This is a genomic window from Undibacterium sp. Ji50W, from assembly GCF_049340445.1.
Taxonomy (GTDB): domain Bacteria; phylum Pseudomonadota; class Gammaproteobacteria; order Burkholderiales; family Burkholderiaceae_D; genus Undibacterium.
This window is the reverse complement of record NZ_JBMPOX010000001.1, coordinates 1,195,437-1,222,009: the sequence shown is the minus strand read 5'-3', so window position 1 is coordinate 1,222,009 and position 26,573 is coordinate 1,195,437. Positions and strand designations below refer to the sequence as shown.

Annotated in this window: 26 protein-coding genes; 3 read left to right on the top strand and 23 right to left on the bottom strand. The window is 51.5% G+C overall.

Annotated elements, in window-relative coordinates; genetic code table 11:
• Positions 1 to 233: 233 nt before the first annotated feature.
• From ACO0K9_RS05255 to ACO0K9_RS05170, 18 genes are all read right to left on the bottom strand, one after another.
• Complete coding sequence (locus ACO0K9_RS05255; protein WP_422982452.1) at positions 234 to 1,139, bottom strand: flagellar brake protein; 906 nt, start codon at positions 1,137 to 1,139, stop codon at positions 234 to 236.
• Positions 1,140 to 1,322: 183 nt separating this feature from the next.
• Positions 1,323 to 3,593, bottom strand: a complete 2,271-nt coding sequence (locus ACO0K9_RS05250; RefSeq protein ID WP_422982450.1) for an Orn/Lys/Arg decarboxylase N-terminal domain-containing protein — start codon at positions 3,591 to 3,593, stop codon at positions 1,323 to 1,325.
• 515 nt (positions 3,594 to 4,108) lie between these two features.
• Complete coding sequence (locus ACO0K9_RS05245; RefSeq protein WP_422982448.1) at positions 4,109 to 4,897, bottom strand: MipA/OmpV family protein; 789 nt, start codon at positions 4,895 to 4,897, stop codon at positions 4,109 to 4,111.
• 15 nt (positions 4,898 to 4,912) lie between these two features.
• Positions 4,913 to 5,482 (bottom strand): DUF4337 domain-containing protein, encoded by a 570-nt coding sequence (locus ACO0K9_RS05240; RefSeq protein WP_422982446.1) that lies wholly within the window; start codon positions 5,480 to 5,482, stop codon positions 4,913 to 4,915.
• A gap of 7 nt (positions 5,483 to 5,489) precedes the next feature.
• Positions 5,490 to 5,972, bottom strand: coding sequence for a dihydrofolate reductase (locus ACO0K9_RS05235; RefSeq protein ID WP_422982444.1), 483 nt, complete (start codon positions 5,970 to 5,972; stop codon positions 5,490 to 5,492).
• 18 nt (positions 5,973 to 5,990) lie between these two features.
• The gene (locus tag ACO0K9_RS05230) at positions 5,991 to 6,785 is read right to left on the bottom strand and encodes a thymidylate synthase (RefSeq protein WP_422982442.1); all 795 of its coding nucleotides are present in this window, start codon (positions 6,783 to 6,785) and stop codon (positions 5,991 to 5,993) included.
• Positions 6,786 to 6,936: 151 nt separating this feature from the next.
• Positions 6,937 to 8,448: a sensor histidine kinase gene (locus tag ACO0K9_RS05225; RefSeq protein ID WP_422982440.1), complete on the bottom strand. Its 1,512-nt coding sequence runs from the start codon at positions 8,446 to 8,448 to the stop codon at positions 6,937 to 6,939.
• A gap of 418 nt (positions 8,449 to 8,866) precedes the next feature.
• Positions 8,867 to 9,058 carry a Fe-S cluster assembly protein IscX gene (gene iscX / locus ACO0K9_RS05220; protein WP_422982438.1) on the bottom strand — a complete coding sequence of 64 codons (192 nt, stop codon included), beginning with the start codon at positions 9,056 to 9,058 and terminating at the stop codon, positions 8,867 to 8,869.
• Between the two features lie 78 nt (positions 9,059 to 9,136).
• Positions 9,137 to 9,475, bottom strand: coding sequence for an ISC system 2Fe-2S type ferredoxin (gene fdx / locus ACO0K9_RS05215; protein WP_422982436.1), 339 nt, complete (start codon positions 9,473 to 9,475; stop codon positions 9,137 to 9,139).
• 47 nt (positions 9,476 to 9,522) lie between these two features.
• The gene (hscA, locus tag ACO0K9_RS05210) at positions 9,523 to 11,388 is read right to left on the bottom strand and encodes a Fe-S protein assembly chaperone HscA (protein WP_422982434.1); all 1,866 of its coding nucleotides are present in this window, start codon (positions 11,386 to 11,388) and stop codon (positions 9,523 to 9,525) included.
• Between the two features lie 73 nt (positions 11,389 to 11,461).
• The gene (gene hscB / locus ACO0K9_RS05205) at positions 11,462 to 11,965 is read right to left on the bottom strand and encodes a Fe-S protein assembly co-chaperone HscB (protein WP_422982432.1); all 504 of its coding nucleotides are present in this window, start codon (positions 11,963 to 11,965) and stop codon (positions 11,462 to 11,464) included.
• Between the two features lie 12 nt (positions 11,966 to 11,977).
• Complete coding sequence (iscA, locus tag ACO0K9_RS05200) at positions 11,978 to 12,301, bottom strand: iron-sulfur cluster assembly protein IscA (RefSeq protein WP_186945385.1); 324 nt, start codon at positions 12,299 to 12,301, stop codon at positions 11,978 to 11,980.
• 74 nt (positions 12,302 to 12,375) lie between these two features.
• The gene (gene iscU / locus ACO0K9_RS05195) at positions 12,376 to 12,771 is read right to left on the bottom strand and encodes a Fe-S cluster assembly scaffold IscU (RefSeq protein WP_422982430.1); all 396 of its coding nucleotides are present in this window, start codon (positions 12,769 to 12,771) and stop codon (positions 12,376 to 12,378) included.
• Between the two features lie 60 nt (positions 12,772 to 12,831).
• Positions 12,832 to 14,085: an IscS subfamily cysteine desulfurase gene (locus ACO0K9_RS05190; protein ID WP_422982428.1), complete on the bottom strand. Its 1,254-nt coding sequence runs from the start codon at positions 14,083 to 14,085 to the stop codon at positions 12,832 to 12,834.
• A gap of 16 nt (positions 14,086 to 14,101) precedes the next feature.
• Positions 14,102 to 14,584, bottom strand: coding sequence for a Fe-S cluster assembly transcriptional regulator IscR (gene iscR / locus ACO0K9_RS05185; RefSeq protein WP_422982426.1), 483 nt, complete (start codon positions 14,582 to 14,584; stop codon positions 14,102 to 14,104).
• 258 nt (positions 14,585 to 14,842) lie between these two features.
• Positions 14,843 to 15,139 (bottom strand): helix-hairpin-helix domain-containing protein, encoded by a 297-nt coding sequence (locus ACO0K9_RS05180; RefSeq protein ID WP_422982424.1) that lies wholly within the window; start codon positions 15,137 to 15,139, stop codon positions 14,843 to 14,845.
• Between the two features lie 124 nt (positions 15,140 to 15,263).
• Positions 15,264 to 16,775: an aldehyde dehydrogenase family protein gene (locus ACO0K9_RS05175; RefSeq protein WP_422982422.1), complete on the bottom strand. Its 1,512-nt coding sequence runs from the start codon at positions 16,773 to 16,775 to the stop codon at positions 15,264 to 15,266.
• Between the two features lie 158 nt (positions 16,776 to 16,933).
• A complete protein-coding gene (locus ACO0K9_RS05170) occupies positions 16,934 to 18,034 on the bottom strand; it encodes a saccharopine dehydrogenase C-terminal domain-containing protein (protein WP_422982420.1) in 1,101 nt (366 codons plus the stop codon).
• Positions 18,035 to 18,216: 182 nt separating this feature from the next.
• Here ACO0K9_RS05170 and ACO0K9_RS05165 point away from each other — a divergent pair, with 182 nt between their 5' ends.
• Positions 18,217 to 18,663, top strand: coding sequence for an Lrp/AsnC family transcriptional regulator (locus tag ACO0K9_RS05165; protein WP_422982418.1), 447 nt, complete (start codon positions 18,217 to 18,219; stop codon positions 18,661 to 18,663).
• A gap of 107 nt (positions 18,664 to 18,770) precedes the next feature.
• On the opposite strand, the gene ACO0K9_RS05160 is transcribed toward ACO0K9_RS05165, so the two are convergent.
• Both ACO0K9_RS05160 and ACO0K9_RS05155 read right to left on the bottom strand, forming a co-directional pair.
• The gene (locus ACO0K9_RS05160; RefSeq protein WP_422982416.1) at positions 18,771 to 19,115 is read right to left on the bottom strand and encodes a hypothetical protein; all 345 of its coding nucleotides are present in this window, start codon (positions 19,113 to 19,115) and stop codon (positions 18,771 to 18,773) included.
• 78 nt (positions 19,116 to 19,193) lie between these two features.
• Entirely contained in the window at positions 19,194 to 19,508 is a 315-nt protein-coding gene (locus ACO0K9_RS05155; RefSeq protein ID WP_422982414.1) for a hypothetical protein, read from the bottom strand.
• A 277-nt stretch (positions 19,509 to 19,785) separates the two neighbouring features.
• Here ACO0K9_RS05155 and ACO0K9_RS05150 point away from each other — a divergent pair, with 277 nt between their 5' ends.
• Positions 19,786 to 21,894 (top strand): hypothetical protein, encoded by a 2,109-nt coding sequence (locus ACO0K9_RS05150; protein ID WP_422982412.1) that lies wholly within the window; start codon positions 19,786 to 19,788, stop codon positions 21,892 to 21,894.
• A gap of 84 nt (positions 21,895 to 21,978) precedes the next feature.
• On the opposite strand, the gene ACO0K9_RS05145 is transcribed toward ACO0K9_RS05150, so the two are convergent.
• The 3 genes from ACO0K9_RS05145 to kbl all read right to left on the bottom strand — a co-directional run bounded on the left by ACO0K9_RS05145 (position 21,979) and on the right by kbl (position 25,706).
• Entirely contained in the window at positions 21,979 to 23,361 is a 1,383-nt protein-coding gene (locus tag ACO0K9_RS05145; RefSeq protein ID WP_422982410.1) for an L-serine ammonia-lyase, read from the bottom strand.
• 159 nt (positions 23,362 to 23,520) lie between these two features.
• Positions 23,521 to 24,492, bottom strand: a complete 972-nt coding sequence (locus ACO0K9_RS05140) for an NAD-dependent epimerase/dehydratase family protein (RefSeq protein WP_422982408.1) — start codon at positions 24,490 to 24,492, stop codon at positions 23,521 to 23,523.
• Between the two features lie 8 nt (positions 24,493 to 24,500).
• A complete protein-coding gene (gene kbl, locus ACO0K9_RS05135) occupies positions 24,501 to 25,706 on the bottom strand; it encodes a glycine C-acetyltransferase (RefSeq protein ID WP_422982406.1) in 1,206 nt (401 codons plus the stop codon).
• Between the two features lie 170 nt (positions 25,707 to 25,876).
• Here kbl and ACO0K9_RS05130 point away from each other — a divergent pair, with 170 nt between their 5' ends.
• Positions 25,877 to 26,449 carry a helix-turn-helix domain-containing protein gene (locus tag ACO0K9_RS05130; protein ID WP_422982404.1) on the top strand — a complete coding sequence of 191 codons (573 nt, stop codon included), beginning with the start codon at positions 25,877 to 25,879 and terminating at the stop codon, positions 26,447 to 26,449.
• The last annotated feature ends 124 nt before the right edge of the window (positions 26,450 to 26,573 follow it).

Sequence of the window (26,573 nt, the reverse complement as noted above, 5' to 3'; positions counted from 1 at the left end):
GTAACAAAGGGTGAAGTTTTACTCAAACTGATAGCGAGTGTAACAAGGCGTAAGCTGGCAGGGCTTATGTGCCTATGTTCTCACAGTGGAGAGCGCCTTTGCCAGCCTTGTTGTCTTTGTATGCCTGCGACAACAACAGATGTCACAAGTATCAGTTCAGACACATGCCGCGTGTAAATTAATGTAGCGGTGATAACGATATTGCTAAGTTGTATGAACTTAATTGCAAGGACTTAATCCATTTCCGCCAGGGTCTGATGAACAAAGGCAGAGAGTATCAACTTCGATTGTGCCGATACATCAACGAATTCAAAACCATGCCTGAATTCCAGGCCGTTCTCGGTAGGGGCTTGCGAACGCAATACAAAATTCAGCGTCAGATATTCGTCGTTTCCAGCGGCACTGACCTTGAATTTGATGATACCCGAATCCCCTTTTTTACCGAGTGCTTTTTTAATCACACCGGATGCCCCACCCATACTCAGATCGCCCAGTGTGGTTGCTGCCGTTTGTTCCGGATCGCCTATGGTGACAGAGGCAATGATCTTGACCGAGGCACGTGAACCCTGACGTATGGTAGAGCAGCGTACTTGTTTGGGGTAGGTGAGGTGCAGATAAGCATGCGGGGTGTACACCGATTTGATGGCAGATGCCGTGAAGGCATACGCTCTTTTACCCGGAAAAGCACGGACAATAAAGGTCTGGCCCTCTCTGATAATCACGGCCTTGCCATCGATGGTCGGTGCCGTAATCAGGATGGACATGTTTTTGACAAAACCGATCAGTTTCACCGTGTATCTGGTGGCGGCATTATCGTGAACTTGCAGATACAGGGTTTCGCCGACATTCCAGCGCACACTGTCGAGCTCCATCAAGGTGTCTTTGCTTGATTCAGGTGGTGGGGCAGCAGCGGCAATAGTGCCGGACTGGGGGGACGCTGTTCGTGACACGGGCGTCATCTTTGAAGGAATGGTGTCCCACATGGCGTCCGGATTGCAATAGCCGTGTTCAAGCAGGCCATTCAGTTGATTCTGGGTCTCTACCTTGACACCAGAGGCCATCAATAAATGCCCCTGCTCATCATAAATAGGCCAGGGTACAGTCTGGCCTACACTGATTTCAGTATGTTTGATTGGCATTAATCCTATTGTGCTGCCCATGTCCTGTTTCCGTAATCTTGATTATCAGACGGATTGTATACTGAAAACTATTGTAAATTAATTGTGATGTTGTTGCTTTGCATAAGAAAAAAGCACTTGTCACTTTAATTCAGTAACAAGTGCTTTTTAGTTAATAAATTGCCTGGCGGATAGATGCAAGTCTTACTTGATTGCTTCGGCGCTTGATTTGACGCAATCCACAAAATACCCGCGCTTACCTTCGATTTCAGCTTTCACCAAGCCATGGCAGTCGGTTTCAAAGCCAGGGAATCTCTCGTTGAAATCACGGACAAAACGCAGATAATCCACGATGGTGCGGTTGAAGCGCTCACCAGGAATCAGCAGCGGGATGCCGGGTGGGTAAGGTGTCAGCAAAATAGCGGTGACACGGCCTTCCAGTTCATCGATGGAGACCCTTTCGGTTTCCCGGTGGGCCATCATGGCAAAGGCATCTGAAGGTTTCATGGCCGGTTGCATGTCGGACAAATACATTTCTGTCGTTAAACGCGCTACATCATGGCCTTTGTAGGCTTCATGTATGCCCTGGCACAGGTCTTTCAGGCCCACGCCTTCATAGCGAGGGTTGGCCGCAGCAAATTCCGGCAAGATGCGCCACATAGGCTGATTCTTGTCGTAATCATCCTTAAACTGTTGCAAAGCAGTCAGCAGGGTATTCCAGCGGCCTTTGGTGATGCCGATGGTGAACATGATAAAGAACGAGTACAGGCCGCATTTCTCAACGATAACGCCATGTTCGGCCAGGTATTTGGTAACGATGGAAGCGGGGATGCCGGTTTCGCCAAATTTGCCTTCCAGCGACAGGCCCGGTGTCACGATGGTGGCCTTGATCGGGTCGAGCATGTTGAAGCCCGGTGCCAGTTTGCCAAAACCATGCCAGTCATCTTCGGCGCGTATCATCCAGTCTTCGCGTGAGCCTATGCCGTCTGCGGCAAATTCTTCTGGTCCCCAGACCTGGAACCACCAGTCCTTGCCCCATTCCTGGTCCACCTTGCGCATGGCGCGGCGGAAATCCAGTGCTTCGAGGATGGATTCTTCCACCAGTGCGGTACCACCTGGCGCTTCCATCATCGCCGCAGCGATATCGCAGGATGCGATAATCGAGTATTGCGGTGAAGTCGACGTATGCATCAGGTATGCTTCATTGAAGCTGTCACGGTCGAGTTTGCGCGACTCGGATTCACGCACCAGAATTTGCGATGCCTGTGAGATACCGGCCAGCAGTTTATGCGTGGACTGGGTGGAGAAAATCATCGATTTTTTTGCACGTGGCCGGTCTTTGCCGATGGCATGCATGTCTTTGTAAAAGTCATGGAAGGTCGCATGCGGTAACCATGCTTCGTCGAAGTGCAGGGTATCGATTTCACCATCCAGCAAATCTTTCAATACTTCGACGTTGTACAGCACGCCGTCGTAAGTGGACTGGGTGATGGTCAGGATGCGTGGTTTCTTGTTCCTGGCTTCACGCGCAAAAGGATTGGCCTCGATCTTTTTCTGTATGCTTTCCATGCTGAATTCTTCCAGCGGGATAGGGCCGATGATGCCGAGGTGATTGCGGGTCGGCATCAGGAAAACCGGTATCGCACCACACATGATAATGGAGTGCAAAATGGATTTATGGCAGTTGCGGTCGACCACGACGATGTCGCCAGGGGCTACAGTGGAATGCCAGACCATCTTGTTGGATGTCGAGGTGCCATTGGTCACGAAGTAGCAATGATCAGCATTGAAAATGCGCGCTGCATTGCGTTCGGAAGCGGCGACCGGGCCGGTATGATCCAGCAATTGCCCCAACTCTTCCACCGCATTGCAAACGTCGGCGCGCAGCATGTTTTCACCAAAAAACTGGTGGAACATCTGGCCTATCGGTGACTTCAGGAAGGCCACGCCACCCGAATGACCAGGGCAGTGCCAGGAATAGGAGCCATCATTTGCATAGTGCACCAGGGCGCGGAAAAACGGCGGTGCCAGCCCATCCAGGTAAGAGCGTGCTTCGCGGATGATATGGCGCGCCACGAATTCCGGCGTGTCTTCAAACATGTGAATGAAGCCGTGTAATTCGCGCAGGATGTCGTTCGGGATATGGCGTGAAGTGCGGGTTTCACCGTACAGATAAATCGGGATGTCCGCATTCTTGTAGCGGATTTCTTCGACGAAGGCGCGCAGGGATTTCAGTGCGTAGTCGGTTTCTTCGTCGGTGCCGTCACCAAATTCTTCATCGTCAATCGACAGGATGAAGGCAGAGGCGCGTGATTGTTGCTGGGCAAACTGAGACAGGTCGCCATAACTGGTGACGCCCAATACTTCCATGCCTTCGGATTCAATGGCATCAGCCAGGGCGCGTATACCCAGGCCAGAGGTATTCTCGGAACGGAAATCTTCGTCGATGATGACGATGGGGAAGCGGAATTTCATGGAGGTCTCCAAAAAAGCTTGGTACAAGGGAGACGCCTGGGCAAGTTAAATCAACCGCTTGCGCGCCGAAAAATTCAAAGAAGCGAATTCTCTCAGATATGTGGGGACGAATGTGAAAAAATACGCAGGATTGGGGCAGGAAAAACAAAATTTCATCTGATTGTCATCAAAACCCGATCTGCACCCTATCTTGCATTGTCAAACCGGGGCAGGCATGAATATTATTTAAAAAGCCATGCCGGTTTACCTGTCCTTGTGTCAATAGTTACGTCAACAATTACGTTAATAATTGCGTCAATAAAAAAGAGTGCCTGATGACAGGCACTCTTTTTGAGAAGCATAATGATTTAGAACGTGTTTGCGATCTGTAGCGAGCGTCAGCGGGGTAAGGGTAACAAAAGCGCAGCGCAAAAAGCGGAACGTACTCAAAGTACATGAGCATTTTGAGCAGCGCATGAGCCCCGCGTGGACTACGATTGCGCCCGCGCAGTAAGATCGTAAACATGTTCTTAGGATCAGAACCGATACGTCGCTGCAGAAAATATAGTGACAGGTGTCTTCTGGAAGATGAACGGGCTCTTGCTTGCATCACCATTCAGGCGACTGACAGAGGCGCCACTGACCAGGGACCAGTTGCCGTCGATATTCCAGTGCCAGGTCGCACCCAGTTTGATGTCAGAAATGCCAGATGATGGCGTATATTGTGCATAGCCGCTGATAGCAGACTGCGAAGGTGTGACACCAAAATACGACTGCATATAGGCCGTATTAGCCCAGTTTGCCGTCAGGCTGGCTGACAGGCGGTTTTGCGGATTCAGTGCGGTCGTGGCACGTCCACCAAAACTGACCTGCAGGCCCTTGTGATCCACGCCAGAACCATAACGGATGGAAGAGGCCAGCGAATAATTTTGGTCTATATTGTAATTGACAAAAGCACCAGTTTCCAATGCGGTATTAACGTCGCCAAGGCCACGCAGTTTGGATGAGCGCGATTCATCCCGTGCAGCTTCCAGCGACAGGCGCAGGCCATATTGCAGGCTGGGGTTTTTGGAAAAATTATAGCCAAGGCCATTGACGGCACTAAAAAATGCACCATTCTTCCATTGTGCATCAAACATCGGGTAGGCGGCCAGGCGGCGTTCATTGGAGCCGGTGTACTTAGGCATGTAGAGTGCAACTGCACCCAGAGAAAAATTCACATCCTTGGGCAAATAGGGATAAGGCACCAATTGCACCAGTTGTGAGGTCTGGGCCTGCGCCGTACAGGCTGCCGCCAGCAATGCGATCCCGAGTATTTTTTTCATCTTTTTCTCACTCAATTAAATGTGGAACCAGGCAAGTCCTGCCAGAATAGCACCCACACTAGCCACGCCATAAGAGGCATATTGCAACCACTTCTTTTTAGTCAACAAAGTGATTGCTGCCAGTGAAATGGCGATCTGTACTGCTGTCATTGCCTGCGCCCAGCGGTGATGCTGGTGCAATGCTGCTTCGGACCTGTGTTCCCATTCCTTGCTATCTTCTTCCAGTGCTTCCGCTTTTTTCTTGATCTCTTCCTTTTCAGATTTGTAGCGGCTGACTTCGGAGCGATATTTTTCCGCATCGGCACCGGGTAATACCATTGCTAATTCTGCCAGATTTTGTTTGTTGGATTTCGATTGATAAAAATTCCATTGGTTCGACGCTTCGGTTTTTTTAATTGCCGATTCATTTTTGAACATGGCTGCATCATTCTGAGTCGCGCCGCCCTCATAGCCAAACAGGGCACCAACGGTTGCCATGATCGCTGTCATGACAGCTATCCTGCTTGAAAAATCATCATTGCTGTGTGCCGCATGTTCCAATTCATGGTCGTGTGGGCCATGTACGTGAAAACCGTGTTCTGACATAGTAATCCTAAATCTTTTTGTAAGTCACAAAAGCGAAGTGTAAATTATTTTCCTCTGAGAAACATTCTTCTCTCGCTACCTGTTTCCATAGTAACGGATCGATGGCCGGGAAAAAAGTATCGCACTCAAATTCCTGTTGTATTTCTGTAACGATCAGCGTATCTGCCAGATGCAGGCTTTGCTGATAAATCTCTGCGCCACCGATAATGAAGGCAAGGGCATCGCCTGCCAGTACCTGTGCCTCGTGCAGTGAGGCGACGCTTTCCGTGCCTGCATGCTGCCATTCGCGGTTTCTGGTCACGACAATATTGCGTCTTTGCGGCAAAGGGCGGCCTATGGACTCGAAAGTCTTTCTGCCCATGATGATGCTGTGGCCGCTGGTCGTGCGTTTGAAATGGGCCAGATCCTCGGGAAGGCGCCAGGGCAGCGTATTGTTGATACCAATGCCCCGTTTTTTATCAGTCGCAACGATAATCGTTAATGATGACATGCTGATGAATCCTTGTTTTCAGACGGCGACCGGCGCTTTGATCGCAGGGTGGAACTGGTAGTTTTCAAACGCAAAGTCATCGTATTGATAATCAAATAAAGTATCTGGTTGACGTTTTATTACCAATTGAGGCAAGGGGAAGCTGGTGCGTGACAATTGTTCATTAACCTGATCCATATGATTGGAATACAGGTGACAATCGCCACCGGTCCATACAAAATCACCCACACCAAGGCCAGCCTGCTGCGCCATCATATGAGTAAGTAGGGCATAGGAAGCGATATTAAAAGGTACACCCAGGAAAATATCTGCACTACGCTGATACAGCTGGCAAGACAGTTTTCCATCTGCCACATAAAACTGGAACAACGCGTGGCAGGGTGGCAGCTTCATTTGTGGAATGTCGGCCACATTCCAGGCTGACACGATCATGCGGCGTGAGTCAGGATTGTTCCTGATCTGATCCAGCACTTGTTTAATCTGGTCGATATGTTCACCGCCCGGCGTGGGCCAGTTGCGCCATTGAGAGCCATAGACCGGACCAAGATCGCCCTTGTCATCGGCCCACTCATCCCAGATGGATACGCCGTTATCCTTGAGGTATTTGATGTTGGTGGAGCCTGCCAGAAACCAGATCAGTTCATGGACAATGGATTTCAAGTGCAGCTTTTTGGTCGTCACCAAAGGAAAACCCGCATTCAAGTCAAAGCGCATCTGGTAACCGAAAACGGACAGGGTGCCGGTACCGGTGCGGTCAGTTTTGCTTGTGCCATGGTCTTTCACATGACGCATGAAGTCTAGGTATTGATGCATGAGGGATGTAAATCGCTATATTGTTCAGGGCTGGCGGACTGAAGCGCAAGTATTTTTTATTGTGCAAAACACCATAATGTTTCAATTCTTATAGTGCGCCAGTATACCTTAGTGATGCGCAAATTGGCTTGAGCAGACCAAGTTAACTTTTTTAGCGCTTGCTCAACAGGGGATTGGATGGTTCCGGTTCACCGGGGGCGATGAGAGGCAATTTGATTTCAAAACGGGTGCCAACGCCGACCACGCTGGATGCATGAATGCTGCCACCCAGGACATTCGAAATGATATTGAAGGTGATGCTGAGCCCAAGGCCGCTACCACCTTGGCCGAATTTAGTGGTGAAAAACGGTTCGAAAATACGGTTGATGATATCGGCGGGTATGCCTTTGCCATTATCTTCAAAGACGATCATGACTTGTTCACCCTGTTTTTCGGCGGTACAGCACATGTGGCCTTCTTCCTGGCCTTCCAGGCCGTGGGCCACGGCATTATTGACCAGATTGGTGAATACCTGGCCCAGCAGGCCGGGGTAACTGTCCAGTTGTATGTCGGCAGGGATATTCAGTTCTAGCGTGTACGGTGTTTTTCTGAGGCTGGAATGCAGCAGGGCGGTCAGCTCTTGCAGCATGACCAGCAAGGCAAACTGGCGGCGCTGGGCGCTGGACTGGTCAACCGCGACTTGTTTGAAGTCGCCCACCAGATGGGCGGATTGCTGCAGGCCGCGCAACAAGAGTTTGGTGGAATCGAGTGCGGTGGCGGCATAACGCGTCAGGTCCGAGCGGCGCATTTTGCCTTCTTCCACCATTTTCACTAAGTAACGGGTTTCTTCTTCCAGCGTGCTGGCAACCAGCAGGCAGTTGCCCAATGGGGTATTGAGTTCATGCGCGACGCCAGCCACCATGGAACCCAGGGCCGCCATGCGTTCCACCCTGGCCAGTTCGGCCTGGGCTGAATTAACGTTTGTCAACGCGGTTTCCAATTCCTGGGTTCTTTGCCTGACTTTGGATTCCAGTGTCCCTGAATATTCGAGTAACTGCTGGTTTTTGATTTCCAGTTCCCTGAATGAACGTTGCAATGCCTGGCGCGTTGCTTCCAGGCTGGTTGCCAGATGGCCCAGCTCATCTTCGCGGTTAAGGGCAATAGGGTCATTCAATTCGCCATTCGCCAACCGGTCTGATTCGCCCATCAGAATTCTGACTGGCTGTACCAATCGCCATTGCAGTACTACCAGAATAAAAATGATGGCCAATATCAAAGACAAAACGGCGGTCGTGACGTAGCGGCGGAAATCAGACGCCAGACTCTCTTGCAATAAATCTTCTGCCAGGGTCAGTTTGACCTGACCAATAACTTGTCCGCCATGCTTGATTTCCCTTTCCATGCTGGTAAAGGGACCTTTCTGCGTTTGCTGGCGGGTGTCGTTCTTGATGAATTCCTTGCGGTCGGGCAGGGTGATGACTTCGATGGTGGCTACCCTGGGGTCGGAATACACGACCTCGCTGGATATGTTGGCAATTTCAGGTGTGATCTGCCACAGCGGTTCACTCAGGATGACGGACAGGATTTCGACCAGTCGATTATGGTCTTCCGCATTGCGCGCCTGCGCTGCCGTTTCTATCGTATGCAGATGGTAGGGAATCAGTATGGCAGCAGGGACGGTCAACCCGAATACGACGGCTAGAATGATCGCAAGTCTGAGCGTAATTCTGCTGCGTAGCGCGGATAAGAGATGTCTAAACTGCATTCCAAGATCCTTGTGCAACACTTCCCGGGAGGGTTAGCCAGGTTGAGCATAGGGCTATGCACAACTGACCATCATTTACTGATCAGCGACAGACAAACACATTCATAATCGAGAATGCAGCCTAGTATTGTTGATGAAATGGTTTCTACGAATACCACTAAAATACTAAAAGGTTTTTTGCGTTTCAGCAAGATATCATTCTCATGATGAAAATATATTTTCAAATGCTGTGGGCTGGCAGGCACAAGGCGGGGACAGATTGCATTGGGGTAAGTGATTTTACCAGTCACGGCAATGCAATCTCAGGAAGGCGAACTTTAAGCGGATTTGTTGGCTTCTATCTTTCTTCTATCCAGGCCATTTGTATGGCTTCCAGAATCTTTTCGCCACCACGCTGGTGGTCATCATCGAATTCTTCCAGTTCCACGATCCAGTTGTGCAAGTCGGTGAAGCGCAGCGTTAGCGGATCGATGTCTGGAAATTTATCGCACAAGGCTTCGGCGATTCTGTAGGTGTCTGTCCATTTCATGGCGGGCTCCGGCGTATTCGGGTCAGGCGATTTTACGCCTGGCGGGCGTAAAGATCGCTTGATCTTGCTTAGTTTTACTTAATGGTTTTCGCGCGCGTGGTTGATCGTGTATTTGGGGATTTCTATGGTGATATCCTGTTTGCCCAGCCTGACCTGGCAAGACAGGCGTGACGTGGCTTCCAGGCCCCAGGCGGCATCCAGCAAATCTTCTTCATCGTCAGTGGATGCATTCAATGAATTAAAACCTTCGCGCACTACCACATGGCAAGTAGTGCAAGCGCAAGACATTTCGCAGGCGTGTTCGATTTCGACATCGCTTTCAACCAGGGCTTCACACAGGGACTTGCCTTCTGGCGCATCAATGACTGTGCCTTCAGGGCAAAGCTGGGGATGGGGCAGGACTATGATTTGGGGCATGTTGTTCTCGTTAACTCAGTATTTTGGTAGTGGATGCTGCTGCGCCATCAAACAATCTCATCCAGTTTTTTGCCGGCCAGTGCGCTGCGCACGCTCTTGTCCATGCGACGCGCAGCGAATTCTTCGGTACCTTGTGCCAGCTTGTCGATAGCTTCATGCAATAACTGATGATCCTTGCCATCCATCTGGCTGGCCACTTGTTCCATCAATGCTTTGATCTGCACTTGTTCGGCGTCGTCCAATAGCTGCGCGTCGGCATTCAAGGCGGACTGTGTGGCCAGCAAGATGCGTTCTGCTTCGACCACTTCTTCACGCAAGGCACGTTCCTGCATATCGGCATCTGCTGACGTGAAGGAATCTTGCAGCATGCGGGTGATTTCATCGTCGGCCAGGCCATACGAGGGTTTGACGGTAATTGCCGCTTCCACGCCTGACCGCAGCTCACGTGCGGATACCGACAGCAGTCCGTCTGCATCCACTTGGTAAGTGATGCGTATGCGTGCCGCGCCTGCTGCCATTGGGGGAATGCCGCGCAATTCAAAGCGCGCCAGCGAGCGGCATTCGCTCACCAGTTCCCGTTCGCCCTGTACTACATGGATGGCCATGGCCGTTTGTCCATCCTTGAAGGTGGTAAATTCCTGTGCGCGCGCACAAGGGATGGTGGAATTACGCGGGATGACTTTTTCAGCCAGTCCACCCATGGTTTCTACACCCAGTGATAGCGGGATCACATCCAGCAGCAGCCAGTCGTCGCCGGGGGCGCGATTGCCGGCCAGCAGATTCGCCTGTATTGCCGCACCCAGTGCCACCACCTTGTCGGGGTCAATGTTTGCCAGCGGGGTGGTCTGGAAAAATTCACCGACGGCCTTGCGTACATGGGGCATGCGCGTCGCACCGCCGACCAGTACCACACCGTCGATATCATCTACCGTCAGGCTGGCATCGCGCAGGGCTTTGCGGCAAGGCGTGGTAGTTTTCGTCACCAGGTTTTGCGTCATTTCGGCAAATGCTGCTGCGCTGATCTGCAAATGCACGGATTCGCCAGAATTCAGTTTCGCATCGATGTAGGTGCTGGGCTTGCTTGACAAAGTCTCTTTGGCTTCACGGGCTTTGACCATCAGGGTGCTGGTATCTTCGTCAGACAGTGGTGCCAGTTTGGATTCCTGCAAGATCCAGCAAAACAGGCGGTGATCAAAGTCATCGCCACCCAGAGCAGAATCACCACCGGTAGCCAGGACTTCGAATACACCCTTGCTCATTTTTAAAATGGAGATGTCGAACGTGCCACCACCCAGGTCATACACGGCATATACACCTTCAGATGCATTGTCGAGACCATAGGCAATCGCTGCCGCCGTAGGTTCATTCAGCAGGCGCAAGACATTCAGTCCGGCCAGCTTGGCTGCATCCTTGGTGGCCTGTCTTTGGGCATCATCGAAATAGGCTGGAACGGTAATGACGGCACCCACCAGATCATCACCCAAAGCATCTTCTGCGGTTTGCCGCAGAGTGGCCAGGATTTGTGCCGATACTTCTACCGGACTCTTGATGCCAGCCACGGTTTTTAGCTTCACCATGCCAGGTTCATCATGAAAATCATACGGCAGATTTTCAGCATAGGCGATGTCTTTCAAGCCACGCCCCATGAAGCGTTTGACTGAGGCGATGGTATTCCTGGGGTCATTGGTTTGCTCGGCCAGGGCCTTGAAACCGATATGCGCATGACCATTCGGCAGATAACGTACTACTGACGGCAGCAGAGGGCGGCCTTCTTCGTCATTCAATACTTCAGGTATGCTATTGCGTACGGTTGCAACCAGAGAATTGGTCGTGCCCAAATCTATGCCTACTGCCAGCCTGTGCTGGTGTGGGGCGGTGGACATGCCAGGTTCTGAAATCTGCAGTAATGCCATGATGAAATAAGGGATGGCGATGCATCCAAAAAGGGCAAACCAATGCGGGATGGATTTGCCGGGTTATTCGAAATTACTCGTCGAGAGCAGCGATATCGGCAATAAATTTTTCCAGAAACATGCAGGCGCGGATTTGTTGTGCGGCTTCTTGAAACTGACGCTGGTCCAGCGCATTGCCAACGGTTTGCAATTGCGTTCTTAGTGCACTGTTCAATTCACGTTCCAGGCGCAACAGGGCGGACTGATTATTCTCGCGTCGTGCATCATCAAAGGCTTCGCGCCATTCCATCTGCTGCATCAGGAAGGCACCAGGCATGGACGTATTGGATTCTGTCTGCAAATCCACGCCCTGTAATTCGCATAGATAGCGTGCACGTTTCAGCGGTTTTTTCAGTATCTGGTAAGCCTCATTGGCACGCGTTGCCCATTGCATGGCGACACGTTTTTCAGCTTCACCGGCCTGTACGAACTTGTCCGGATGCACCTGGCTCTGCACTTCACGGTAAGCTGCATCCAGTTGTCCCTGATCAAGCGCAAACCGCTGCGGCAACTGAAACAGCTCAAAATGATTCTGCATCTGCACCGGCCCTTAAATTCTGAAGCTTTCGCCACAACCGCATTCGTCCTTGACGTTGGGGTTGTAGAATTTAAAGCCTTCGTTCAAGCCTTCGCGGGCAAAGTCGAGTTCTGTGCCGTCGATATACGGCAGGCTTTTTGGATCAACAAAAACCTTGACGCCGTGCGATTCAAAAATTTGATCATCGTTGCCAATTTCATCCACATATTCCAGTTTGTACGCCATGCCTGAGCAACCGGTGGTACGTACACCAAAGCGCAGACCTATGCCTTTGCCGCGGCGTTCCATATAACGGGTGACGTGTTTTGCCGCTTTTTCTGTGAGTGTGATAGCCATGTTGATTCCAGTTCTCGCTGCCGATATTGCTTTTGTTATGCTTGTTAGGATGCTGCTTGCAATGCTGGTTAAGCTCAGGCGTTCTGTGCTGCACCGTGCTTGTTTTTGTAATCCAGCACCGCAGCCTTGATTGCATCTTCTGCCAGGATGGAGCAGTGAATCTTGACCGGTGGCAGTGCCAGTTCTTCAGCAATTGCCGTGTTCTTGATTTCCAGTGCCTGATCCAGCGTCTTGCCCTTGACCCATTCAGTCACCAGGGAAGAAGAGGCGATGGCAGAGCCGCAGCCATAGGTCTTGAATTTGGCATCCTGGATGACGCCATCAGCGCCGACCTTGATTTGCAGTTTCATGACGTCGCCGCAGGCAGGTGCGCCAACCATGCCGGTACCTACCGTGTCATCACCTTTTTCAAAGGCGCCGACATTGCGTGGATTTTCGTAGTGATCCAAAACTTTTTCAGAGTAAGCCATTTTGATGCTCCTTAATTTTCCTAAATGCGTTTTCTTAAATACGTTTTTTCAAACGTAAAATTAATGTGCTGCCCACTGGATGGTGGAGATATCAATGCCGTCTTTATACATATCCCACAGAGGCGACAATTCGCGCAGCTTGGCGACCTTGGTCTTGAGCAGGTCGATGGTAAAGTCGATGTCTTCTTCCGTCGTGAAACGGCCGATGGTAAAACGGATAGAGCTGTGCGCCAGTTCGTCGCTGCGGCCCAGTGCACGCAGGACATACGAGGGTTCCAGACTGGCAGAGGTACAGGCAGAGCCGGACGATACGGCAATATCCTTGATTGCCATGATCAGGGATTCACCTTCAACATAATTGAAGCTGACGTTCAGGTTGTGTGGCACACGATGTTCCATGTCACCATTAACATAGGTTTCTTCAATTTCTTTCAAGCCATTCGCCAGACGGTCGCGCATGGCACGTACATGGGCCAGTTCGCTATCCATTTCTTCCTTGGCGATACGGAAGGCTTCGCCCATGCCGGCAATCTGGTGCGGTGCCAGTGTACCTGAACGGAAGCCACGCTCATGGCCGCCACCGTGCATCTGGGCTTCCAGGCGTACCCGTGGTTTGCGACGGATGTACAGCGCGCCTATGCCTTTTGGACCATAGGTTTTATGGGCAGAGAAAGACACCAGATCAACCTTGGTGTTTTCCAGGTCGATATGGACCTTGCCGGTGGCCTGGGCGGCATCGGAATGGAACACGATGCCTTTTTCGCGGCACAGCTCGCCAATTTCAGCGATAGGCTGGATCACGCCGATTTCATTGTTGACCCACATCACCGATACCAGGATGGTGTCAGGGCGTATAGCTGCTTTCAGTTGCTCTACCGTGATCAGGCCATCATCGCCCGGTTGCAGATAGGTAGCTTCAAAGCCCTGGCGTTCCAGTTCACGCACGGTATCAAGTACAGCTTTATGCTCGGTTTTAACCGTGATGATGTGCTTGCCCTTGGATTTGTAAAAATTGGCTGCACCTTTGAGCGCCAGGTTATTGCTTTCTGTTGCGCCAGAAGTCCAGACGATTTCACGCGGATCTGCATTGACCAGATCGGCCACTTGCGCACGCGCATCTTCCACTGCTTTTTCAGCTTCCCAGCCATACATGTGGCTGCGGGAGGCGGGGTTGCCATACTGCGCACGCAGGAAAGGGATCATCTTGTCGGCCACACGTGGGTCGACTGGCGTCGTCGCCGAATAATCCATGTAGATAGGGAAATGCGGTGACTTCAGTGTGTCCAGCAGGCTTTTTTCCAAAGGGGCGTTCATTAAAAACTCCAAATATTCAAGAGGCAATGTGGCTGGCATGCGAGTGATGCATGACGACAACATGGTTTTCCGAGGCTTTCTGTCTTTGCTGATTGACCAGATCCTGGAGTGAAACGGAATCCAGGTAATCGACCATTTTGGCGTTCAGCGTCGCCCATAAGTCATGCGTCATGCAATGCAGGCCGTTTTCGCGGTCGCTGCCATGGCAATTGCCCTTGCCGCCGCACTGGGTGGCATCCAGAGGCTCGTCCACCGCGATGATGATGTCGGCAACAGTCACATTTTGTGCCTTGCGGGCAAGATTGTAACCGCCGCCAGGCCCGCGCACGGATTCAACGATCTCATGGCGACGCAATTTGCCAAACAATTGCTCAAGATAAGACAGGGAAATGTCCTGGCGCTGGCTGATGCCGGCCAGGGTCACAGGTCCCTTATCCTGGCGCAGGGCCAGGTCTATCATTGCAGTGACGGCGAAACGTCCTTTGGTGGTCAGGCGCATAAATTACTCCGGGGTACTCCATGCAAGAAAAAGTTGAATGCCCTGAGTTGTTGAGCATTTTAGTCAAGTATAGCAAACTTGAGTAATTTTGTCAGGAATAGGCCAAGAACGTGTTTGCGATCTGTAGCGAGCGAGCGTCAGCGGGGTGAAGAGCAGCGCAAAAAGCGGAATGTACTTAAGTACATGAGCATTTTGAGCAGCACATGAGCCCCGCGTGGACTCCGATCGCGCCCGCGCAGTAAGAGCGCAAACACGTTCTTACTGCGAGGAGGGGGATGCGAGGTAAGCTTTGCGCTCTGCGGTGTAATGCCACCAGGCCAGCGGTGGCTCACCATCCATGAATTTTACTATGGAAATGAAAACGTCGTAGACACAGGGGTCATGCCTGACTTTGGTGGCGGTACAAAGCGCATCATACATCTGGTAGGGATCACGCCCCTTTAACTGCTGTGGATCAGTGATGCCCAGCAGGTGCAAGTCAGCAACAGTTGCCTTGCCGACATTCGGCAATTGCTCCAATTGCATGATATCTTCACAAGTAAGTGCTTTTTTCATAAGTCTTTTTGCCGATCCGGCTGCGCAAGTTCCTGAATATGAAATTGTAAGGCGAATTCTTGATGCCATAAAGTCAAAGACCGCCAAACGGCGGTCTTTTTAAGCTGAATAAATTTGATCTGGATCAAATATCAAAGCTGATGCCCTGTGCCAGCGGCAGGGAATTGCTGTAATTGAAAGTGTTGGTGGTGCGGCGCATATAGGCTTTCCATGCGTCGGAACCGGATTCGCGACCGCCACCAGTTTCTTTTTCGCCCCCAAAAGCACCGCCGATTTCTGCGCCTGAAGGGCCGATGTTGACATTGGCGATGCCGCAGTCACTGCCGGCAGCCGATACAAAGGTCTCGGCTTCACGCATGTCTGTAGTGAATATCGAAGATGACAGACCTTGCGGCACTTCATTATTCAGGCGGATGGCTTGCTGCAAATCGCTGTAACGCACGATGTACATGATGGGTGCAAAAGTTTCATGGTGCATGGATGCGGTCTGGCCTGGCATTTCTACCAGGGCAGGGCTGACGTAATAGCCGTTTTCATTACCTGCAACGATAGTGCGTTCGCCACCAAACACCTTGCCTTGTTCAGACTTGGCAATCGCCAATGCACTTTGCATGGCATCGAAGGATGCAACATCAATCAACGGGCCGACCAGGGTGGTTTTGTCCAGCGGATTACCTACTGGCAGGCCAGCGTAGATTTTCTTCAGGCGTGGTACCAGCGTGTCATAGATACTGTCATGCACGAACAGGCGACGCAGGGTGGTGCAGCGTTGGCCAGCAGTGCCGACGGCAGAGAAAGTAATGGCACGAACAGCCATTTCCAGGTCTGCACTAGGGGCGACTATCATGGCATTATTGCCGCCCAGTTCCAATATGGTACGGGTCAGGCGTTTGGCGCAGGTTTCGGCAACCTGGCGGCCCATGCGGGTGCTGCCGGTGGCGCTGACCAGGGCCACGCGCTTGTCTTCCACCATCTGGGCGCCGGTATCGCGTGCGCCGATGATCAATTCAGCCAATCCGGCTGGGGCATCACTGCCAAACCGGGCAACGGCCTTCATGAACAGGGCATGGGTAGCGATCGCCGTCAGCGGGGTTTTTTCAGATGGTTTCCAGGTCACGCTATTGCCGCAGACAAAGGCCAGCGCTGCATTCCACGCCCACACTGCGACGGGGAAGTTGAAGGCAGAAATCACACCTACCACGCCGATAGGATGCCATTGTTCCATCATGCGATGGCCGGGGCGTTCGGAAGCGATGGTCAGGCCATATAACTGGCGAGACAGACCAACGGCGAAATCACAGATATCGATCATTTCCTGTACTTCACCCAGGCCTTCTTGCAAAATTTTGCCGGCTTCCAGTGTCACCAACTGGCCCAGCGCCTGTTTATGGGTGCGCAGTTCTTCGCCAAACAGACGTACCAGCTCGCCACGACGGGGGGCAGGGATATTACGCCACTGCAAAAATGCAGCATGGGCGCGGTCTATGCGCTGCTTGACTTCTGCTGCCGTGTCGGTGCGCAGTCCAGCGAGAACCTGACCATCGATGGGGGAAATACTGTGGATGTCGCTTCCCTGGTAATCACTCAACTGGATGTCGAGTTCGGTCAGTATGGTGTGCAGAGTAGTGTTATTCATCTTGTATGCCTCGATACTTTGCCAGGCGCATCAGGTTTGCTTGTGGAAAGCCCGATGTCCTTAATTGATATTGGATAGGCTTGACGCCAGAACCGACATTGTAGCGCCGGTGCTAGCCTTATGCCTTGATCTCTTGCATTGATAGCTGATTGTGATGCTTATGCTGACCCTGCCGCGTAATATTGACCAAAGCGATTGCCCAAAAACTCGGACAAATCTGTCTGTTCCTGACGCACCAGACCATGCTGCGGCAATTTGCCAGTGACTACCAGATCGACCATGGTGCAGATGCCAGAAGCGGTGGTCAGTTGTATCGCGGACAGTAACTGGCCATTGACTTGCTGGGCATAGATTTTCTTGGCATAGGATTCCTGCTCCAGGCGGCCATCACGCATGCCGACGACGCTGACGAAGACCAGTACTACGTCCTGTTTGGTCATGGGGATGGCGGTTTCCAGGACTTCTTTCAAAATCGGGCGGCGTTCCAGTTTGCCCAGTTGCAAGTCGCGTATCAATACTTTGACAATGTCGCGATGGCCGGGATAGCGCACGGTCTTGTAATTCAGGTTTTGTACCTTGCCTTCCAGGCTTTCGCACAAGGTGCCCAGGCCGCCAGAGGTGTTGAAGGCTTCATAATCAATGCCGTCCAGCGAGAAATGCTCGATTTCTTCGAGGGCTGCGGTTTCACGCAATTCGCCATCTACGATGGCTTCACATGGATTGCAATACTCATTGATCAGGCCGTCGGTACTCCAGGTTAGATTGTATTTGAGTGCATTGTTGGGGAAGGTGGGCAGGGCACCGACGCGCATGCTGACATCGCGCAGGGTTTCAAAACGTTTGGCGACATCATTGGCGACGATGGAGATAAAGCCTGGTGCCAGGCCGCATTGCGGGACAAAGGCGCAGTCTGCCCCTTCTGCCAGTTGCTTGACGATGCGTGTGCTTTCCACGTCTTCAGTCAGGTCAAAATAATGGGAGTTGGCTTCACGTGCGGCACCGGCGATGATGGGCGTCAAGAAGTAAGGACAGGCCGACATGGTTACCTTGTGCCCGCGAATCAGTTCGGTGACGGCGGCTTTGTCGCCCAGATCGGCCTGGACGATGCGGGTATTTGGGAAGCCTGCCTGTTCCACGTATTTCAGGCGTTCAGGGTCACGGTCGGCGACCGTGATTTGATAGTCGCTGGTATGGGACAACAGATTGAGAATTGCATCACCAATCTTGCCTGCGCCCAAAAGTATCAATTTCGTTGCCATGTCTGCCTCCAAAGCCTGATGTAAAAGTGTTGTTAATGTATTATTTGATTATTTTGTAATTATTTTTGAAACAGTTCACATTGAAGTCTAGGCCTTAGTTTTGTCAGATAATAGCGACTAAATTATCGTCAATATGCATGGTCATACGATAATATGTAGTGCATATAAAGCGAAATGACGAAATGAAACCTGATCTTGATGACATCGATCATAAAATCCTGGCTTTGCTGATGGACAATGCACGGCTACCGGTGACCAGTATCGCCAAGGCGGTTGGTATTGCCCGTACCACCGTCATCGCCAGGATTGCCGCACTGGAAAAGCGGGATGTGATAGCCGGTTATGGCTTGAAGCTCAACCACAAGCTGGCGCAACCTGCTGTCAGGGCCTATGTGGGCCTGTCAGTAGAGGCACGTTATGCACCGGCATTAATCAGGCATCTGCAGCAATTGCCAGAAACAGAAACCTTGTGCGCTGTCAGTGGGGCCATCGACTATATGCTGACCTTGCGTTGCCCGAGTACCGAAATCCTGGACAAGTTGCTGGATCAGATTGGCGCGCTTGACGGCGTCAGGCAAACCTCAACCTCGATTATTTTGAGCAAGCGTATAGACAGAGGAGCTTTGTAGCGCAAGAAGAGTGCACTGAAAACACAAATGCCGCATACAGGAATGCGGCATTTTATAGAGAGAATCATGCAGGCAGATGCATGGGCACCTGCGCGTAAAGATAGAGATCAGGTACTGCTGGCTGACTTTGCCTGTGCTTTTTTATCTTCGGCAACAGTTTTCTTGGGTTGTGGCGCAGGAGCAGGTTGCACATTGTCAGAAAAATGCATATTGGTCTGTTGCAGTATCTGCAGATGCACTGAAGCTCGGTCCACACCGCTTCTGTCCAGTTGCACCGGTGCCTGCGGCGTGACGACGCTTGGTGCTTCCTGCATGATTTCTGGGCTTGCAGACTTGTCTTGCGGATCGTATTGGCTTGGCACGGAAGCCATGGACATCAGTTCCTGGCTATAAGCAAGGCCACCCAGCAGGGCAGAAGTAAGCACGCAGAAGACGATGGATTTTTTTAACATGATTGCCTGCTAGAAAATAAGTGCTGCGACAAACCGGAGTAATTGCTTAAATAAAATATAATTATTTCATTATAGATATTAAACAAGCAATTGCGGTTTTTTATGCGTGCGCATCTTTGCTTGCTGAATTTGTCTGTCTTGCTGATCAAAGGCAAGTTTCTCGTCATTGCTCAGGCGTTTCGCCGCGATGAAGACGGTATGCACTTTGTTTCCAGCTTGTTCGAGATCAAAAGCGATTTTTTGTTGTTCAGTCAGTCTTGGCGCTGAGATTGTAACTGTTGCAACATGATTGCTTGCATTCAGTTTATTAATATATTTTGCTACTGGCACTATGGTAGCAGCAAATACAGCAATGGTTAACACAGTTAAATTGGTTTTCTTGACGATATTCATGCTATTTCTCCTTTTGACCTTCAGTGATCTTGCTATGCTTGCACTGTAATGGCCGGTGATGACGGCTTCCAGTCGTTTGCGACGAAATGCAGAAAGTCTGGGATGAAATTCAAGAAATGAAACATGAACGGTATGGCCGTCTTTGCAAGAAAAGATATTTTTTGCAATGCAAGGCACAGTAATTGGCCCACCACTATTCAAATTTGGAGCCGCTATGGCAGCAATGGCAGCAATGGCAGGAATGGCAGGAATGGCAGGAATGGCAGGAATGGCAGGAATGGTTGTAAAGCGAAAGACAAGACGACCTGCAATTTTATGGGGCTTGCTGGCGGCATTGCCATTGCTGGCACAGGCCCAGCTACAAGCCTGGGGTGACTATCCAGCTTTGCCCCGGCCACTTGCTGCCGCCAGGGGCCTAAGTAATGCAAATAATACAAATAATGCAAGCGAAAACGCTGATGCCTTGGGTTTTCTTGAATCCTTGAGCGATGCGCAGGTGCGGGCATGGATGAAGCGGCAAACCGATTTTAGCCAAACGCTGATCTCCCGCATCAACGGCAGGGATGCCTTGCTGGCCAGGCTCAGAAACCTGCAGGCGCAAGACTACAGCGCAGGCAATTTGACAGAAGTGCGTGGCAGGCAGTTTTTTGTCAAACCTGCGGGCGACGACAGGCCTGGTCTGTTCATGCGTAATGCCAGTACGGCTGGCGAAAAAATACTCATGCTGGCTGAAGCCGGGCGGAGCATCAGTTTTTTCAGCCCTTCACCCGACGGTAATCATGTCGCCATCGGCATACTGTCAACTGATGGCCGTCGCCAGCATAGCTTGCGCATCATCAAAAGCGCCGATGCCAGTGTGCTGAAAGATGATCTGGGAAATATCCCTGCCAATGCCAGAGAAGTAAGTTGGAAGGCGGATGGCAGTGCGCTGTTCTTCCCTAAAAGCGCAGGCAAGGCCGATGTTGAAAATGGCGCTGTGTGGCAGCATGTACTGGGAACCAAAGCAAGGGAAGACCAGGCCCTGATCGGTGCCGGTGTCGGCAAGAACCGGAAATTTTCTGCGACTGATGCCATCACACTCAAGACCGCCGCCAATTCCAGCTTTGTACTGGCCGAGGTGCGCCATGGAAATGCGCCGGATCGCAGCCTGTATTTAGTTAAGCAAGACCAGTTGAAAGGCGCAGCCACTACCTGGCAACGCCTGGGCAGTCCAACTGACAAGATCAAAAATGCCTGGCTATCTGGGGAAAACCTGTACCTGGTCTCGACTAAAAAGAAGGCTGCAGGTGCCATTCTTAAACTTGACCTGAAAACACCTCAGCTAAATACTGCCAAGGAATTATTTGTCGCCAACGATGAAGAGGTATTGGAATTGGCCCTCGCCAGGAATGCGCTGTATGCCCATGTAGCAGAGGCAGGCTTTAGTAAATTGATGAAAATCGATCTGGCCAGCAATAAAAAGGAAGAAATCAATTTGCCTTATCCCGGCAAGATCAGCCAATTGACTGCTGATGCAGAAAACGAAGGGGCACTCTTTGTACTGGAAGCAGCCAATGCTGCTCCCTTGTCTTACCGCGTGCTGCCAGCGGGTGAAGTAAAAAATGTCGAGGTTTTTCGTTCCCCGCAAATCGGCTTTCATCGCATTGCCACCAAACACCTGACGCTGACCAGGCCAGGCACTGACAAACAGTTGTCCATGACTTTACTGTATCCGCAAGGTATGGAGCTTGATGGTAGTCACGCCTGCCTGTTGAGCATCGAAACCGGCACCGGCCTGGCTGCCCTGGCGGGTTATGACGCAAAACGTCTGGCATGGCTGGAACAGGATGCGGTGATGGCCATCGTGTATGTGCCTGACAGTACCGATGTCAAAAGACGTTCTGCCAATGATGGCCTGGATGAATTCCTGTTTGCCGCAGACTATCTGGTCAATGAGGGGTATACCAGCGCCAAAAAACTGGTGGTGCAAGAGATGCGTGCCAGTCAGCGTTATCTGGCCATGGCGATCAGCCAGCGGCCGCAGTTGCTGGCTGCGGTGCACAGCTCGGCACTGTTGTCCGAGCCTTTGGTGACAGATAAAAACAAAAAAACGGCGCAACGCGGCAAGAATCCGGCGACTGGCACCTATCCTTATCAGCAATTGCGCGAAGCATCTTATCCCGCCATGTTGCTGACGGCACGCTTTGGTGTCGGTACTGCACCTGTGTGGATGACGGCTAAATTCGCAGCGCGCGTGCAAATGCTGAATGCGGATAAGTCACGCCCGACCCTGTTTCGTACGGATTTTGCAAATTCCTGGAAAACAGATGCCATGGCAGACCAGGCAGATGCATGGTCGTTTTTCTTTTGGCAAACAGGACGCAAGGGATTTTCGCTCAGACCTTAAAGCGATTTTCATGCATCTTGATAAAACAAACGGCCACATGATGGCCGTTTGTTTTTGATGCAGGCAGGATATGTCGGCAGGTGTTTAGCAGGCAGCGTAATTTACACTGACCACATGCACCGCCAGACCACCCAGTGAAGTTTCCTTGTATTTGGCTTGCATGTCGGCACCAGTCTGGCGCATGGTTTCAATCACGTCATCAAGGCTGACATGGTGGCTGCCATCACTGCGCAGGGATAGCGAGGCGGCAGTAATCGCCTTCACCGCACCCATGCCATTGCGTTCTATGCAGGGTATCTGTACCAGCCCACCGATAGGGTCGCAAGTCATACCCAGGTGATGTTCTATGCCGATTTCTGCCGCTGACTCTACCTGTTCATTGCTACCGCCCAGGGCTGCAGTCAGGCCGGCAGCAGCCATTGCGCAGGCCACACCGACTTCACCCTGGCAACCGATTTCTGCGCCGGAAATCGAGGCGTTTTTCTTGCACAGCATGCCTATCGCCGATGCCGCCAGCATGAAATTGCGTATGCCCTGTTCTGGGTCGCTGGGCTTGCAGTCTTCTGCATAATAGCGCAGCACGGCCGGTATGATGCCAGCTGCGCCATTGGTTGGCGCAGTCACGACCCGGCCACCGGCGGCATTTTCTTCATTCACGGCCATGGCATACAGACTGACCCTGTGCATGCCATCATGCGGCAAGACATCTGCTGTTTCATTGGCGGTGCGCCACAGTTTGGCAGCGCGGCGTTTGACATGCAGGCCGCCAGGTAATTCGCCTGATATTTGCAAGCCACGTGATATGCAGCCCTTCATCACGGCCCAGATTTTGTCTATGCCGGCATCCAGTTCCTGGTCGCTGCAATACACATTTTCATTTGCACGTAACATGCTGGCAATCGACAAGCCGCTGCGCTTGCCGTGGGCCAGTAATTCGGCCATGGTGGCAAACGGGTAGGGCAGGGGTTTCCTGTTGCCGCTTTCATCAGCGCCGGGATTGGCCAGTTCGTCAGCGGAATAGATAAAGCCGCCGCCAGTGGAATAATAGATTTTTTCAAAGCTGCTGCCATCATTGCGTGTCAGCATGAATTTCATGCCATTCGGATGACCGGGCAGCACTTCCTGTTTATGCCACAGCAGGTCTGTGGCGATGTCGAATTTGACAGGATATTCACCGAGTAAATTCATCCTGCCTGAACTGGCGATTGCTGCCAGTTTTTCATCCACACTTTCAGGAATGAGATCTTGCGGTGTTTCACCCATCAGGCCCAGCAGCACGGCCTTGTCAGTGGCGTGCCCCATGCCTGTCAGGGCCAGTGAACCATACAGGGCGACCTGTATCTTGCTGGTTTTATATAAATCACTGGCATCAAGCAAAAAACGACGGGCGGCCAACATCGGGCCCACCGTATGGGAACTGGACGGACCCACGCCTATCTTGAATAATTCGAATACACGCATGTCCATCATTTTGCCTCTTTGACTTGTCTCAATGGAACCTCTGATTAAGCTACTGCGCGACACTATTTTGGGCCTGCGATGCTCGCCGTACAGTCGTACGACTGCGCTTCTTAACCCAAACTAGCGCCGCTCGCTACACTTAATCAGAGGTTCCTTAGTTTTTATTTATGCAGCCTTGCTCAACTCCTTGTTATCGACATGGATATTTTTAAGCATGTCTTCCACCAGTTGTTGCAGGCTTACTTGTGCTTGCCAGCCCCAGTCCTTGTGCGCTACTGAGTCATCCAGGCTTTGTGGCCAAGAGGCAGCGATAGTCTGGCGGCTGTCAGGCGCGTAGTGTATGTCAAACGCGGGCAAATTTTGTTTGATTGAAAACGCCAATTCCCGTGGATTAAAGCTTAATCCGGCAACATTGTAAGAAGAACGTATAGAAAGTTTGGTCGCTGGTGCATCCATCAATGAAATGGTGGCGCGTATGGCGTCCGGCATGTAAATCATCGGCAGGGTGGTTTCTGCTTCCAGGAAACATTCATAGGTTTCGCCACGCAAGGCGGAATGGAAAATCGCAATCGCATAATCCGTCGTGCCGCCACCGGGAGGGGATTTGTAGCTGATGATGCCAGGGTAGCGGATGCTGCGTACGTCCACGCCGTATTTCTGGAAATAATATTCGCACAGCCGTTCGCCTGCCAGTTTGCTGATACCGTAAATCGTGCTTGGGTCCATGACCGTATATTGTGGCGTATTGATTGCTGGCGTGTTCGGACCGAAGGCGGCGATGGAAGAAGGCCAGAACACTTTCAGCGGCGTGCCAGCTTCGCCACGCAGGCGCGCCAGTTCCAGGATATTCAGCAAGCCATCCATGTTCAGGGTCCAGGCTTTCAAGGGTGCCTGTTCACCAGTCGCGGACAACATCGCCGCCAATTGGTACACCTGGGTGACCTGGTATTGCTCAACTACCTGTGCCAGTCTGTCGGTATTGAGGACATCAATGATTTCATAGATTTTTGCGCCATACAGGCTTTTTGGGCTGATGTCGGCGGCGATCACATTATCGGCACCATGCTGCATGGCCAGCGCTTCTACCAGTTCACTGCCGATCTGGCCGTTGGCGCCAATCACTAAAATACGTTCCATGACTTTCCTTATTGAATGATGTTTAATTCACGGCCGGCCTGGGCAAACGCAGCCAGTGCAGTATTGAGTTGATCGGTCGTATGCGCAGCCGACAACTGTACCCTGACCCGGGCTTGACCCATTGGTACCACCGGGTAAAAGAAGCCTGTCACCAGCACCCCCAGTTCATACAGGCGGGCAGCAAATTTCTGGGCAACCGGGGCATCAAACAACATGACGGGCACGACCGGATGGGTGCCAGGCTTGATGGTAAAGCCTAATGCGGCGATTTCACGCCGGAAATGCGCGGTATTTTCATGCAGGCGGTCACGCAGGCTTGTGGATGTGGACAGGCGTTGCAATACCGACAGCGAGGCACCGGCAATCGAAGGTGCCAGCGTATTGGAGAATAAATACGGACGTGATTTCTGGCGCAAGGTATCAATCACCTCCTTGCGTGCCGCAGTAAAGCCGCCCATGGCACCGCCCAATGCCTTGCCCAGTGTGCCGGTAATAATGTCGATGCGGCCAAGTACGCCATGATGCTCGTGGGTGCCGCGACCGGTCTTGCCCATGAAGCCGGAAGCATGGCATTCATCAATCATCACCAGGGCATCATATTTGTCGGCCAGGTCACAAATCTTGTCCAGTTGTGCAATGGTGCCATCCATGGAAAACACGCCATCCGTCACGATAATGCGGTGACGTTTGTCGGCGGCAGCAATCAATTGTGCTTCCAGGTCGGCCATGTCGTTATGGGCATAACGGAAGCGTGCGGCCTTGCACAGGCGGATGCCGTCAATGATGGAGGCATGATTCAGGGCATCTGAAATGATGGCGTCGTTTTCATCAAACAGGGGTTCAAATACGCCGCCATTGGCGTCGAATGCGGCTGCGTATAAGATACAGTCTTCGGTACCCAGAAATTCAGCCAGTGCTTTTTCCAGTTGCTTGTGCACGGTCTGCGTGCCGCAGATAAAGCGCACGGATGACAGGCCATAGCCATATTGTTCAGTTGCAGCAATCGAGGCTTGCACCATGGATTCGTCGCCAGACAAACCCAGGTAATTATTGGCGCACAGATTGATTAATTGCCTGCCATCATCGCAAGTCACTTGCGCGCCCTGGCGCGATGCAATCACACGCTCGGCTTTGTACAGGCCTTGTTCGCGCAAAGTGCCGAGATTACTTGCCAAACTGCTTAAGAAATGTTGTCTGGATGGGTTCTGGCTCATGGGCGTCTCCATTTGTTTGCCTGTTTTGCTTGCGAAAGTGTCACTGCTTGTGGCCGTGCACTGCTACACTATTGTAAGAATTCCCGAATTAATTGAATAATTCGATATCTAGAACTAAAGTTCGATATATCGAATATTAATCTAGCTTTTTTAGTGATGCAAGAGTCTCTATGAAAAAAGTTTTACCGAATACGCCGCCAGAAGTCGGCGCAACTTTGCAAAAAATGCGTCTTGAACGCGGTTTGACGCTGGAAGATTTGTCGCGGACGGCAGGGGTGTCCAAATCCATGCTGTCGCAGATAGAGCGGGAAAAGGCTAATCCGACGATTGCGGTTGCCTGGCGGCTGGCTAACGCCTTGGGTGTTGGCATAGCAGAACTATTGTCATCCGAATCACCAAAACTGGACCCGATCCGCCTGCTGGAAGCGCATGAAACCCCGACTTTGCCGGGTGAACATGCGGGTTATGTCCTGCGTATTCTGGGACCGATGGAACTGGCAGGCAAATATGAATGGTATGAACTGACACTTTCACCCGGTGGTGCACTGGTATCAAATTCACATGATCCTGGTGCATCCGAACACCTGACCCTGTTACATGGCAGCGTCGAAGTAGAGGTTGAAGGCAGTCGCAAGAAACTGAAGCTGGGGGCGACGGCAAGGTATGAAGCCGACAAGAATCACGCCATACGTAATATAGGCAAGACAGAAGCCAAGGCTTTGCTGGTGGTGATACATCGTTAAGGCTTTGTGCCAGTGCCTGAATTCTTTTCCGACAATAGATTCTGGTAATATCCTCATACTGAAACTGAACATGGTTTGCTTCGCAATAGGGAAGCGGATTGTGTGATTATTGAATATGATAGTA